13 protein-coding genes are annotated in these 12,359 nt (G+C 69.0%); all 13 read right to left on the reverse strand.

The genetic code is table 11. The annotated features are described in order from the left end of the window. Positions 1–25: 25 nt before the first annotated feature. The 13 genes from ACV229_RS01460 to ACV229_RS01520 all read right to left on the reverse strand — a co-directional run bounded on the left by ACV229_RS01460 (position 26) and on the right by ACV229_RS01520 (position 12,353). Positions 26–1,177, reverse strand: a complete 1,152-nt coding sequence (locus ACV229_RS01460) for an acetyl-CoA C-acetyltransferase (protein ID WP_448081334.1) — start codon at positions 1,175–1,177, stop codon at positions 26–28. Then, positions 1,177–2,244, reverse strand: a complete 1,068-nt coding sequence (locus ACV229_RS01465; protein WP_448081335.1) for an acyl-CoA dehydrogenase family protein — start codon at positions 2,242–2,244, stop codon at positions 1,177–1,179. The genes ACV229_RS01460 and ACV229_RS01465 overlap by 1 nt, the downstream gene beginning before the upstream one ends. 29 nt (positions 2,245–2,273) lie before the next feature. Continuing rightward, entirely contained in the window at positions 2,274–3,443 is a 1,170-nt protein-coding gene (locus tag ACV229_RS01470) for an acyl-CoA dehydrogenase family protein (protein WP_448081336.1), read from the reverse strand. Further along, a complete protein-coding gene (locus tag ACV229_RS01475; protein WP_448081337.1) occupies positions 3,440–4,267 on the reverse strand; it encodes an enoyl-CoA hydratase family protein in 828 nt (275 codons plus the stop codon). The genes ACV229_RS01470 and ACV229_RS01475 overlap by 4 nt, the downstream gene beginning before the upstream one ends. Before the next feature lie 27 nt (positions 4,268–4,294). Then, positions 4,295–5,407 carry an NAD(P)H-dependent flavin oxidoreductase gene (locus ACV229_RS01480; protein ID WP_448081338.1) on the reverse strand — a complete coding sequence of 371 codons (1,113 nt, stop codon included), beginning with the start codon at positions 5,405–5,407 and terminating at the stop codon, positions 4,295–4,297. After that, entirely contained in the window at positions 5,404–6,393 is a 990-nt protein-coding gene (locus ACV229_RS01485; RefSeq protein ID WP_448081339.1) for an enoyl-CoA hydratase, read from the reverse strand. Before ACV229_RS01485 ends, ACV229_RS01480 begins: the two co-directional genes overlap by 4 nt. 8 nt (positions 6,394–6,401) lie before the next feature. Further along, on the reverse strand, positions 6,402–7,199 hold the full coding sequence (locus ACV229_RS01490; protein ID WP_448081340.1) for a CoA-transferase subunit beta: 798 nt from the start codon (positions 7,197–7,199) through the stop codon (positions 6,402–6,404). A gap of 10 nt (positions 7,200–7,209) precedes the next feature. Next, positions 7,210–8,112 carry a CoA transferase subunit A gene (locus ACV229_RS01495; RefSeq protein ID WP_448081341.1) on the reverse strand — a complete coding sequence of 301 codons (903 nt, stop codon included), beginning with the start codon at positions 8,110–8,112 and terminating at the stop codon, positions 7,210–7,212. Positions 8,113–8,121: 9 nt separating this feature from the next. Continuing rightward, positions 8,122–9,018, reverse strand: a complete 897-nt coding sequence (locus ACV229_RS01500; protein ID WP_448081342.1) for a VOC family protein — start codon at positions 9,016–9,018, stop codon at positions 8,122–8,124. A 339-nt stretch (positions 9,019–9,357) separates the two neighbouring features. Continuing rightward, entirely contained in the window at positions 9,358–9,978 is a 621-nt protein-coding gene (locus ACV229_RS01505) for a hypothetical protein (protein WP_448081559.1), read from the reverse strand. A gap of 607 nt (positions 9,979–10,585) precedes the next feature. Further along, on the reverse strand, positions 10,586–11,002 hold the full coding sequence (locus ACV229_RS01510; RefSeq protein ID WP_448081343.1) for a PIN domain-containing protein: 417 nt from the start codon (positions 11,000–11,002) through the stop codon (positions 10,586–10,588). Continuing rightward, positions 10,989–11,225 (reverse strand): FitA-like ribbon-helix-helix domain-containing protein, encoded by a 237-nt coding sequence (locus tag ACV229_RS01515; protein WP_448081344.1) that lies wholly within the window; start codon positions 11,223–11,225, stop codon positions 10,989–10,991. Before ACV229_RS01515 ends, ACV229_RS01510 begins: the two co-directional genes overlap by 14 nt. A gap of 354 nt (positions 11,226–11,579) precedes the next feature. Continuing rightward, the gene (locus tag ACV229_RS01520; RefSeq protein ID WP_448081345.1) at positions 11,580–12,353 is read right to left on the reverse strand and encodes an SDR family NAD(P)-dependent oxidoreductase; all 774 of its coding nucleotides are present in this window, start codon (positions 12,351–12,353) and stop codon (positions 11,580–11,582) included. Between the last annotated feature and the right edge of the window lie 6 nt (positions 12,354–12,359).

Here is a 12,359-nt window from a genome sequence, read left to right on the forward strand (position 1 = left end):
GTGTGCCTCGTTGAAGATGACGCGCTCACAGGCGCTCGATGATCGTGACGTTCGCGAGGCCGCCGCCTTCGCACATGGCCTGCATCCCGTAGCGGCCGCCCGTGCGCTCCAGCTCGTGCAGCAGCGTCGTCATCAGCTTCGCGCCGGTCGCGCCGAGCGGATGGCCGAGCGCGATCGCGCCGCCGTTCGGGTTGGTCTTCTCATGCGGGAAGCGCGTATCGGCAAGCCACGCGAGCGCGACCGACGCGAACGCTTCGTTCAGTTCGACGCTGTCGATCTGCGACCAGTCGAGGCCGCTCTTGCGGATCGCTTCCTTCGCGGCCGGGATCGGCGCGGTGAGCATCCACAGCGGGTCGTCGCCGAGCACGCTCAGGTGGTGGATGCGCGCGCGCGGCGTGAGCCCGTAGCGCTTCAGCGCGTCCTCGGACACGATCAGCAGTGCCGCGGCCGCATCGCAGGTCTGGCTGGCGACCGCGGCCGTCAGCGAGCCCCCCGGCGCGAGCGGCTCGAGCGTCGCCATCTTGTCGAGCGACGTGTCGGGACGCGGCGTCTCGTCGTGCGTGACACCTTCGAACGGCACGACTTCCCGTGCGAAGTGCCCGGCCTCGATCGCTGCGATCGCGCGCCGGTGGCTTTCGAGCGCGTAGCGCTCCATCGTGTCGCGCGACAGGTTCCAGTGATCGGCGATCCGCTGCGCGGCGACGAACTGCGACACCGGTGCGTCGCCGAAGCGCGCGCGCCAGCCCGTGCTGCCGGAGAACGGGTCGGTGAAGCCGAGCGGCGCCGCGCAGGTCATCGCGGACGAGATCGGGATCTGCGTCATCGTCTGCACGCCGCCCGCGACGACGACGTCCTGCACGCCGCTCATCACCGCCTGCGCGGCGAAATGCACGGCCTGCTGCGACGAGCCGCACTGGCGGTCGACGGTCACGCCCGGCACCTGCAGCGGCAGGCCGGCCGCGAGCCAGCAGGTGCGCGCGATGTTGCCGGCCAGCGGCCCGATCGTGTCGACGCAGCCGAAGATCACGTCGCCGTAGTCATCGGCCGGAATCGCGTTGCGTTCGACCAGCGTCTTCAGCACGAACCCGCCGAGGTCGGCCGCATGCACGTGCGCGAGCCCGCCCTTGCGGCGGCCGGTCGGCGTGCGCAGTGCGTCGACGATATAGGCTTGTTTCATCAGCATTCCTCTTTCAGATCGAAGGTCTGCGCGGGGCCGATCGGCAACGCGTCGTCGAGGATCGCGTCGGCCACGCGGGCCTTGTGGAAGGCGCTGTCGCCCCAGCTCGTGGCGAGCGCCCAGATGCGTTTCATGAAGATCTGCAGATCGAGTTCCCACGTGTAGCCGATCGCGCCGTGCACCTGCATCGTGTGCCGCGCGGCGAGCTGTGCGGCGGCGGTCGCCGCGAGCTTCGCGTGCGACACGAACACTGCGCGCTGCGGATGGTCGTCCGCGATCGCCCGCGCGGCGCGCGCGACCACCGGCCGCGCGAACTCGTAGCGGATCGCGACGTCGGCCAGCAGATGCTTGAGTGCCTGGTACGAGCCGATCGCCTTGCCGAACTGCTTGCGCTGCGCGCTGTAGTCGATCGCGACGTCGAGCACGCGCTGCGTGAGGCCGAGCAATTGCGCGGCGACCGCGAACGCGCCGTGGTCGAGCGCGCGGGCGAGCAGCGGCGCCGCAGTGTCGGCGTCGGCGATGCGGGTGGCCGACGACGGCTCCCAGTCGAGCGTGAACAGGCGCCGCGACGGGTCGACGCTGTCGACCGCGCGCCACGCGCACTGCTGCGGATCGACCCGGTGCAGTTCGCCGCGGTGCTCGCACAGCAGCGTCTGCGCGACGTGCACGTCGGCCGCATACGGGTTCACCGGATGCACGAGCGCGACGCGCGCACGCCCTTCCGCGATGTCGCACAGCAGTGCATCGCGCCAGCCGCTTTCGGGCAGCCGTTCGAGCACGCCGGCCGCGACGAGCGCGGTGTCGAGCAGCGGTTCCGGGCTGCCGAAATAGCCGTAGGTCTGTGCGAGCAGCGCCCATTCGACCTCGCCCAGTCCGAGCCCGCCGTGCGCTTCCGGCACCGACACGGCGGTCAGCCCCTGCGACGCGAACAGCGCCCACAGCGCGTCGGAGCGGCCGGTCGGCGTCGCCCACAGCTCGCGGATCAGCTCGGGCGTCATCTCGGTCATCAAGAGGCGCTTGACGGTGTCCGCGAGCGCTTCCTGGTCCTCATCGAATACGAAATCCATACGATGTCCGTTCAGTCTGGTAAATGCGGTCAGGCGCGCGGCATGCCGAGCATCCGTTCGGCGACGATGTTGCGCTGGATCTCGTTGGTGCCCGCGTAGATCGGGCCCGCCTGCGCGAACAGGAAACCGTCGAGCCAGTGGCCGAGCGTCGCGTGCTGCGCGGCGGTGTGCGGGACGATCTCGCCGTGCGCGCCGAGGATGTCGAGCGCGGTCTGGTGCATGCGCAGGTCGAGCTCCGACCAGAACACCTTGTTGGTGCTCGATTCCGCGCCGATATGGCCGCCTTTCTGCAGCCGGCTCGCGGTCGCGTAGGTCGACAGCGCGTACGCCTGCGCGTCCATCCAAGCGGCGACCACGCGCTCGCGCAGCGTCGGATCGCGGTCGGCCGTGTCGCGGTGCGCGAGATACAGGTCGCGCAGCGCCTGCGCGGTGCGCTGGAAGCGCGCGGGCGAACGCAGCATCAGCCCGCGCTCGAAGCCGGCCGTCGCCATCGCGACCTGCCAGCCCGCGCCTTCCGCCGCGAGCCGGTTCTCGACCGGCACGCGCACGTCGTCGAAGAAAATCTCCGCGAAGCCCGTCTGCCCGTTGAGCTGCCGGATCGGCCGCACGGTGATGCCCGGCGCGGACAGCGGCACCATCAGGAACGTGAGGCCGTGATGACGCGTCGATTCCGGATCGCTGCGGAACAGCCCGAACAGCCAGTCGGCCCATACCGCGCGGGTCGACCAGATCTTCTGGCCGTTCAGCACGTATTCGTCGCCGACGCGGATCGCGCTCGTGCGGATCGCGGCCATGTCCGAGCCCGCGTTCGGCTCCGACCAGCCCTGCGCCCACACGTGCTCGCCGGCCGCCATCGCGGGCAGGAAGCGCGCCTTCTGCTCCGGCGTGCCGAAATCCATCAGCGTCGGGCCGAGCAGGAAGATGCCGTTCTGGTTCACGCGCATCGGCGCGTCGGCGCGCCAGTATTCCTCTTCGAAGATCAGCCACTCGATCAGGTCGCAGCCGCGCCCGCCGAGCTCGCGCGGCCACGTGACCATGCTCCAGCGGCCCGAGTGCAGCGTGCGTTCCCATTCGCGGTGCGCGGCGAAGCCTTCCTCGGTGTCGAAGCTCGGCAGCCGCTCGCGCGGCACGTGCGTCGCGAGCCAGTCGCGGATCTCCGCGCGGAACGCGTTCTGCTGGGCGGTGTAGGTCAGGTTCATGCGCGGGTCTCCTCCGCAGTTGCGCTCGCGGCCTGCGCGTCGAACCGCGCATCGCGTTTTTCGACGAATGCCGCACGCGCCTCGGTCGAGTCCTGCGTCATGTACGCCTGCAGCGTGAAGCCCTGCTCCCAGCGGTACTTGTCCTCGAGGTCGCCGTCCTCGACGCCGTTCAGCGCCTCCTTCGCGAGCCGCACCATCGCCGGGCTTTTCTCGGCGATCTTGCGGGCGATCGCGAGTGCCGCATCGCGCAGGTCCGCGCGCGGCACGACCTGTTCGAGCGCGCCGAGCCGGTACGCTTCGGCCGCGTCGATCATCTCGCCGGTGAAATACATCGCGCGGACCTTCTGCACGCCGAACAGCCGCTGCAGGTGCGCACCGCCGCCCATTGCGCCGCGATCGATCTCCGGCACGCCGAAGCGCGCGCAGTCGGCCGCGACGACGATGTCCGCCGCGCCGCAGATGCCGATCCCGCCGCCGAGCACGAAGCCGTGCACGGCCGCGATCACCGGCTTCGGATTGCGGTGCACCGCGCGAAACGTCTCGTAGTTGCCGGCATTGACGCCGACGATGCGCTCCGGATGCGCGGCGAGTTCCTTGATGTCGACGCCCGCGCAGAAGCCGCGCCCGTCGCTGCGCACGACGATCACGCGCACGTCGTCATCCCGGCCGAGCGCGTCGAGCGCCTGCGCGAGCGCGTGCCAGCCGTGCGAATCGAGCGCGTTGACGGGCGGGTGGTCGATCACCAGTTCGGCGATGCCGTCGGCCAGGTTGTCCCGGTCTATCCGGAACGGCTGCGCGCCGCCCGGTTGAATGAATGCTGTCATGTGGGGTGCTCCTCCCGGTCTTGTCGTTCAGGCGGCGTGGACCGCCGGCGCGCCGCGCATCGCGGCGAGCGCGTCGAGGCGCGCGGCGGCGTCCGCGACGATGCGCGCGATCAGCGTGTCGCACGATTCGATCGCGCCGATCATCGCGGCCGCCTGCCCGCTCGGCAGCACGCCTTCGTCGGGCTTGCCCTCGACGATCGCGCGCTGGATCAGGAACGGCGCGTTCGCGGCCATCAGCGTCTGGCTCGCCGTGTAGTCGTGCTCGCGCAGCGCCTTGAATGCGAGGCCGAGCATCTGACCGGCGCGCAGCCCGTTCTGGCGCCGCCACGCTTCCGCCGTCTTCAGCGCGAACAGCGTGCGGCGCAGCGGGCCGAAGCGTTCGAGCTTCAGCAGGTACGGGTTGTCGATCATCCGCTGCGGCAGCCCGTCGAGCGCGTCAGACACGCGGATGCGCGCCGGATCGCCGACTGCGACGTACTGGTCGAGCGTCGCGCGCGGCACCGGCGATTCGGCGCTCATCAGGAAGCGCGTGCCCATCGCGATGCCGGCCGCGCCGTATGCGAGCGCGGCCGCGAGCCCGCGCCCGTCGAAGAAGCCGCCCGCCGCGACGACCGGCACCTGCACCGCGTCGAGCACCTTCGGCAACAGCAGCGTGGTCGGCACCGAGCCCGTGTGGCCGCCGCCTTCCGCGCCCTGCACGGTGACGATGTCCGCGCCGAGCTCGACCGCCTTCGCCGCATGCTTCGGCGCGCCGACGGTCGGCATGCAGACGATGCCGGCGTCCTTGAAGCGGCGGATCGTCTTCGCATCGGGGCCGCGGCCGTAGCTGACCGCACGGAGTTTGTGCTTGATCGCGAGCTCGACGACCTGCTGCGCGTTCTTCTGGAACATGTGGAAGTTGATGCCGAACGGCTGGTCGGTCAGCGACTTCACCGTCAGGATCTCGGCTTCGACGCGCTCGGGTTCGAGCGTCGCGCCGGCCAGGAAGCCGAACCCGCCCGCGTTGCTGGTGGCCGCGACGAGCCGCGCGTCGGCGACCCAGCCCATCGCGGTCTGCACGACCGGATAGCGGCAGCCGAGCAGGTCGCAGAGCGGCGTATGGAGCGGGCTATGGAGCGAGCTATGAAGCGTCGTGCTCATGCGGCGGCTCCATTCACGGCGGCTTGCTCGGGCGCTGCGGACATCGGCGCGCTCGTCGCGGCAGCGCCGTCGACGCCAGCAGAATCGGCGGCGCGATTGCCCGCGCCCGGCTCCGACGCCGGCGACGGCGCGCGCTGCGAGCTGGCCATCTTGCGCGCGTCGTAGCCACCCAGGCGGTCGCCGCTGACGAGCTCGTTGTGCGCGTGCGCGAAGTGATGCCACGCGAACGCCGCGTCCATCGCCGAGCGCTTGCCCTGCAGCTCCTCGACGTGGTTCAGCGCCTGCTTGGTCAGCGCGAGGCCGAGGCGCGGCATCGTCGCAATCTTCGCGGCGATCGCGTAGGTCGCGTCGCGCAAGCGTTCGCGCGGCACCACGCGGTTGACCATCCCCATCTGGAACGCGCGCTCGGCCGGCATCCGCTCGCCGAGGAACAGGAATTCCTTCGCGATGCGCGGGTTCAGCTCGTATGCATGCGCGAAATACTCGACGCCCGGAATCCCCATCCGCACGACCGGATCTGCGAAGAACGCGTCCTCCGACGCGACGATCAGGTCGCACACCCATGCGAGCATCAATCCGCCCGCGATGCACGCGCCCTGCACCATCGCGATCGTCGGTTTGGGCAGGTCGCGCCAGCGGCGGCACATGCCGAGATAGACCTCCTGTTCGCGCGCATACAGGAATTCGCCGCCGTCCTTGCCGACGTGGTCGTACCACAGCGACGCGCGGTCGAACGATTCGTGGATGTCGCGTCCCGGCGTGCCGATGTCGTGCCCGGCCGAGAAATGCTTGCCCGCGCCCGCGAGTACGATCGCCTTGACCGCGTCGTCGTGCGCGGCGCGCCGGAACGCTGCGTCGAGCGCGTAGGTCATCTTCGAGTTCTGTGCGTTGTGATACTCGGGACGGTTCATCGTGATCGTCGCGATGCCGTCCTCGACCGCGTAGCCGACGACGCCGTCGCCGAACGAAATCTGGGTCGCTTCCATGTCGGACCTCATGCCCGGCGCGGCGCCGGATTGTTGCGCACGATCGCCGCGCGCAGGTTGTGCGGGTCGAGCGCACGCACGATGCGCAGTTCGTCCGCGTTCGGCGCGGGCGTCGTGCCGAGTTCCGGATGCGCGACGAGCGGGAAGCCGGTCGCGTCCTGCACCTCGTCGAAGCTCACGCCCGGATGCAGCGAGCGCACGCGGATCGCGTAGTCGGGGCCGCCGAAGTCCATCACGCACAGGTCCGTGACGATGCTGCGCAGGTCGACGAACGTCTTCATCCCGGGCAGCCGGCGCGCGGGGTTGTAGCCGACCGTGCACACCATGTCGACTTCGCCAGCGACGAACGTGCGCTTGCCGTGCCCGCTGACGAAGAACGAGTTCGCGTGGTTCGTCGTATTGCCGGGGAAGCCGCGTGCGCCGAGCAGCTGCGTCTTCGGACACGCGTAGTCGTCGCCGAGCCACGAGATGTTCGCCTGGCCGAAGCGGTCGATCTGCGTCGGCATCACGAGCGCGTGCCGGCGGCCGTGCCACAGGCAGTCGAACACGCGCTCGTAGGTCATCCAGCCGCTCGCCTTCACGCGGTAGCCGTCCGGACGCGGGCCGAGCGGGACCGGCTCCTCGACGAGGTAGGCCTCGCCGTCGGTCAGCATCAGTCCGCTGTTGTACGCGAGCCGCGCGAGGCCAGCCGCGAGACGCGGGCCCGTGCCGATGCCGGTCGCCAGCACTTCGCCGTCGTCGCGCCAGAGCCGCGCGGCGGCGACGATCATCAGTTCCGCGAGGGAATGGTCGAGAGATTCGCTCACAGGCGCTCCTTTACAGAATCGGCAACGGCAGCGCCGTCACATGCGACAGGCCGCCGACGCCTTCGAGGTACTGGCGTTCGTCCTGGCCGACCACGTCGCGCAGATATGCGGCGGCCTGCGCGTCGTCCTCCGCACTCGCGCAGTACGCGCGCAGGTGCGGCAGGTCCCAGCCGTAGGCCGGCCCGCACGACGTCGGGTGGGCGCCGCCCGGCGCGTGCACGACGCCCGTGACGAGCGAGCGCTCGAACGGATTGCGGCGCGCGGCGTCGAGGTCTTCGCTCGCGAGCGATGCGCCGGCCGCTTCGACGGTTTCGGCGGACACGTAGCAGCGCTGTGCGGCGCGCGCCATCCACGCGTCGAAGAACGGATCGGGGCCGTCGATGCGCGTGTTGCCCATCCGGTCGGCCGCGTTCACGTGCAGCAGCGCGGCGTCGAGCGCGATGGCCGGCATCGCGAGCAGCGTCTCGCCATCGTCGTACGGCGACTGGACGGTGCGCAGATGCGGCGCGTGATCGAGCAGCGCGGTGCCGAGCCCGGCGCGGGTCGGCAGGAACGGCAGGCGCGCGGCGGCCGCGCGCAGGCCGAGCTGCAGCATCCCTTCGTCGAGTTCGAGCACGTCGATGCGGCCCTGCTCGCGGGCGCGGCGGAAATGCGGCTCGAGCGGGATCACGTCGAGCGACACGAAGCCGAACACGACCTTGCGCACCTTGCCCGCCGCGCACAGCAGGCCGACGTCGGCGCCGCCGTACGCGACGATCGTCAGGTCCTTCAGGTTCGAGCGCGCGATCTCGCGCACCAGCGCCATCGGCTTGCGCCGCGGCCCCCATCCGCCGATGCCGATCGTCATGCCGTCGGCGAGCTGCGCGACCACGTCGCGCGCGGACATCGTCTTGTCGAGAGGTTTCATCGTCATCGTGTTGGCTTACCGGTATCCGATGCTGAAGTCGTGGCCCCACTGGCTCACCTTGGTGGCCTCGAACACCGCGTGCTGCGACCAGTCGACGGTCAGGCCGCCGAAGCCGTATTCGAGGTCGAAGCCGCCGGGGGTCTTCATGTAGAACGAGATCATCTGGTCGTTGCAGTGCCGGCCGAGCGTCGCGGACAGCTTCACGTCGTGCGCGGCGACGCGGTCGAGCGCACGGCCGACCTCGTCCATCGAGTCGACTTCGGCCATCACGTGCACGCAGCCGGACGGCACGTCCATCTCGAACAGCGCGAGGCTGTGGTGGCGCGCGTTACGGCAGTGCATGAAGTGGATGCGCTTCTCGGGCTCGGCCGGATCGGGCGTGAACTTCACGCGGTAGATGTCGGACAGCTCGAAACCGAGCACGCCGCGCACGAACGCGTCGGTCGCGTCGAACTGCGGCGCAGGCAGCACCGCGTGGCCGAGGCCCATGCTGCCGGTCACGAAGCGCGGCACGCCGAGCGGCGACACGAAGCGGCGGAAGTCGCAGCGCGCGCCCCAGTACAGTTCGTGGCGATTGCCGGAAGGGTCCGCGCACCACGCCATCGCCTGCACGCGGCGCAGCGCGGCTTCGGCCGGCGTCGCGCGGATCGGCTCGACGCCCGCGCGCTGCAGCGTGGCCAATGCCGCGTCGAATGCGGCGGCGTCGGGCAGTTCCCAGCCCGACGCGTGATAGCGGTCCGCGCTGCCGGGGACGATCAGATAGCGGAAATCGCGCTCATCCATCTTCAGGTACAGCGCGCCGTCGGGCGCGTCGAGCGCCTGCATGCCCAGCACGTCTTCCGCGTAGCGGCGCCACGCATCGACGCGCGTCGCCTCCACGACGACATAGCCGAGCGCACGGACATCGATCATGTCGGCCTCCTCCTGGTTCAGAATCCGTTGTTCGTGTAAGGATTCTGGCCGGTCGGCGGGGGCGTCACATCGTCTGTTGGGACGAGAGGCGGAAGGCAAACGGATGGCGGCCGGAGCGGTGGCCCGGTCTGCCTGGCGACATCACGCGCGACAGGATGCCGCGCCGGAGGATCGGCCGGCGTGGATGTGCCGGCGCGGGGCGAGCAAGGTCATGCGGGAGCGAAGCGCACCCGCTGCCACGCGTCCGGTCCAGGATCCGGAACGCGTGGCGCCAGCACCCGCCGCAGTCCTGCGCGCAGGCGACGCGCGCCGGTGTTGCCGCCGTGGTCGGACCCGCGGTCAGAACCGGTACGAAATCCCGATCTGCAGGACCGGATACCAACGGTATCGCGACATCGTGTTTCGCAGTTGGTCAAGGCCGCTTTCGATCAGGATCTGGCTTTTCACGGGCCCGGCCTTTGCCGCCAGTGCAGGCGACAGCGTGTACGAGCAATCCGGGATCCCGTACGCAACGCCGAGATCGGCGATGAAGCCGAATCCCTTCGAGGCCGGCCGATGCCCGTAGCCGATGCCGAAGTACGGCATCACGGTTGGATAGCGCGCTTGCGCGGTCGCATACATACTGGGCGTGGCCGGAAACTTGTGACCGCCGAACGAGTAGGTGCCGTTGGTCGGCTCCGATACGCCGGTGATCTCGTCATCGTTGAACCGCAAGCCCGCAGTGACCCGGAAGCCGCTGCCGTGCCACGGAAAGACGTCGGCGTAGAGGCCCCCCTGTCGAAGCTTTACGTCGTCCTTATAGCGATTGCCGCCAAAGCTGAAGTCGTGCGAAAAGTCGATCGCATTGAAATCGGCATGCGCGCCGAGCACCGAATTGAAGCTCACTGCCGCCCCAATGCCGGCGCCCTGCGTGCCGCCTTGCAGGAAAATCTCCTGCGCGTGCGCACTCGCGACGAACATCACCCCCAGCGCTGCCCATTTGTTCACTGTCTTTTTCACAGGCGTCCCCCCGGACGCGCACCGGTCATTGCAACGCACGAAGCGTTTCACCGGCACAACATCTCTTTCGTGTTTCTTCTCTTTATCGGATCGCGACCGTCGTCGAATACCTCGATGCCGGTACGGCTGTCATGGCCACTTCTGCTGGTCGCACGGCGTGACGCCGTTCGATCCGATCCCCGATTGCGTGACTCCCCCGACTCCCGTCGCGCGTGTGTCGACATCACTTCATCGACGCCCGTGCCGGCGGTACCGAGTGGACTGCATGTGGCGTGCCATCGGTCGCAATCCCAAGCGGGACGGACGTCTGCCATGGATCGAAGCGAATCGCGCAAGAACAGGAGGGGGGAAATGTTTCAGAAATGAAGCGCGATACGGGGCGGCCGGTTTCAGAAACGAACGGCCGCGAACCGGATGGTCGGCATCGCGATGTCCGACGGGCGGACGTCTGCGCGGCAGGAACGAGAAAACGACATGCGGCGGAGAGCCCGTGATTCAGGCCATCGGCATGATTCGTCGGTGTGACGCGAACGTCACCGCCTGCGCCGTGCGTGAATGGGCCCGCAGATCAGTCGAACGGATTCAGCAGCCTGACGCCGGTGCTCGCGAAATCGCCGACGTTGCGGGTGACGACCGTGAGGTCGTTGATGAGCGCCGTTGCGGCGATCAGCTTGTCGAGCGCGTGTTCCGGGTGCGGGACACGCAGGTGCCCCCACATCTGGCCGACGTCGATGTCGACCGGCAGGATGTTCGGCGCGTAGTCGGACAGGATCGTCCCCAGCCACCTTTCGAGCGCCGTCGCCTGCCGGAGATCGCCGCGATGACGGATCAGGTCGACGCCGCGCCGCAGCTCGGACACCGTCACGACGGAAAGATAGAGGGGGCTCGCGTCGGCTTCGGCTTGCCGAAAGAACGCCTGCACCCCTTTGTTGGTTCGCTTGCCCTTTCTGATTTCGCTGATGACGTTCGCATCAATCAAAAACACGCGTGACCTCGCCGGAATCCTGAACACGTTGGAAATCCGTGTCTTCGCCAACGTTCGGCATGCTCATCAGCGCTTCCGCGAACGTCCTGCGCTGCGGCCGGCCGAGCGCATTCGCCAGAATGGCCCGATGTTCGGCCTCGGCGCTCCGGCCGTTTGCCGCAGCCTGCTCGCGCAGGCTCTGAACGATACTGTCATCCACGTTACGCACCAGTAGATTTGCCATATGCCCCTCCGCCTAGAACGCTATCAATGATAGCGTCTCACCCATGAAATGCAAGCATTGCTATCATCGTGATCGCGAAGGGGCGTGCCTTGGTTGGCGCCGGTGAGTCGCGGGACGCTGCGTTTAGCGGCCAGATCCCGTACCCACCCGACACATCGAACTGCTGACAGGTAATGTACGCCGTGTCGTTCGATGCGAGAAAGACGGCCGATCGGCCAACGTCGCACGCGATGCCTCGTGCCGGACGGCGGGCATGTCGAGCGCCGGCGCCAGCTGTTCTGGAAAACGGAGCCGGCGCCGCTCGCGTGGTGATGGAGCACGGCACATGCGGCTTGCCGCTCAGCGGGCGATCGCCTACAACCCGTATCCGCCGGAGACATTCAACTGCTGCCCCGTTATGTAATCGGCCTGATCGGACGCCAGAAACACGGCGGCCCGGCCGACGTCGTGCGCCTTCCCCCAGCGCTTGAGCGCCAGCATCTTCAACGTCTCGTCGATCCACGCCTGGTCGAACTGCCCCTGCTCGAGCAGTACCGGGAACATGCCGGCTTCGATCACGCCGACGAGGATCGAGTTCGCGCGGATGTTGTGGCGGCCCTCCTCGCGCGCGAGGCCGCGGATCAGCGACTCGTTCGCCGCCTTCGGCGCGACCGACAGGCCGTCGCGATCGGGCCAGCGCAGGTGGCCGGCCGAGCCGAGCGTCACGAACGAGCCGCCGCCCGCCGCACGGAAATGCGGCAGCGCCGCCTTCGCGGCGTGGAAGAAGCCCATCGTCTCGACGTCGATCGCGCGGCGCCAGTCGTCGTGCGTCATGTCGCCGATATGGCGCTGGTTCACGAGCGGGCCAGCCGCCCAGACGAGCGTGTGAACCCGGCCATGCGCGGCGATCGCCGCCGCGAGCGCGGCTTCGACCTGCGCCGGATCGGTGACGTCGACGGCGTGCGTGCTGGCCTTCACGCCCGTGTCGCGGATCTCGTGCGCGACGCGCTCGGCCACGCCGGCCTTGCTGCGATAGCCGACTGCGACAGGCACGCCGGCCCGCCCGAATTCGATCGCGACACCCTGCCCGATGCCGCCGCTGCCGCCGAAAACCAGGGCCGCGCCCTCCGGAAACCGCGTATTGCCCATCTGTTT

This window comes from Burkholderia sp. MR1-5-21 (genome assembly GCF_053427715.1).

Bases quoted from the DNA above. Each gene is read 5' to 3' on its own strand.
- ACV229_RS01485 (WP_448081339.1), bottom strand. From the start codon at position 6,393: ATGGAAGCGACCCAGATTTCGTTCGGCGACGGCGTCGTCGGCTACGCG.
- ACV229_RS01480 (WP_448081338.1), bottom strand. From the start codon at position 5,407: ATGAGCACGACGCTTCATAGCTCGCTCCATAGCCCGCTCCATACGCCG.
- ACV229_RS01495 (WP_448081341.1), bottom strand. From the start codon at position 8,112: ATGACGATGAAACCTCTCGACAAGACGATGTCCGCGCGCGACGTGGTC.
- ACV229_RS01465 (WP_448081335.1), bottom strand. From the start codon at position 2,244: ATGGATTTCGTATTCGATGAGGACCAGGAAGCGCTCGCGGACACCGTC.
- ACV229_RS01515 (WP_448081344.1), bottom strand. From the start codon at position 11,225: ATGGCAAATCTACTGGTGCGTAACGTGGATGACAGTATCGTTCAGAGC.
- ACV229_RS01520 (WP_448081345.1), bottom strand. From the start codon at position 12,353: ATGGGCAATACGCGGTTTCCGGAGGGCGCGGCCCTGGTTTTCGGCGGC.
- ACV229_RS01470 (WP_448081336.1), bottom strand. From the start codon at position 3,443: ATGAACCTGACCTACACCGCCCAGCAGAACGCGTTCCGCGCGGAGATC.
- ACV229_RS01505 (WP_448081559.1), bottom strand. From the start codon at position 9,978: ATGTTCGTCGCGAGTGCGCACGCGCAGGAGATTTTCCTGCAAGGCGGC.
- ACV229_RS01500 (WP_448081342.1), bottom strand. From the start codon at position 9,018: ATGATCGATGTCCGTGCGCTCGGCTATGTCGTCGTGGAGGCGACGCGC.
- ACV229_RS01475 (WP_448081337.1), bottom strand. From the start codon at position 4,267: ATGACAGCATTCATTCAACCGGGCGGCGCGCAGCCGTTCCGGATAGAC.
- ACV229_RS01460 (WP_448081334.1), bottom strand. From the start codon at position 1,177: ATGAAACAAGCCTATATCGTCGACGCACTGCGCACGCCGACCGGCCGC.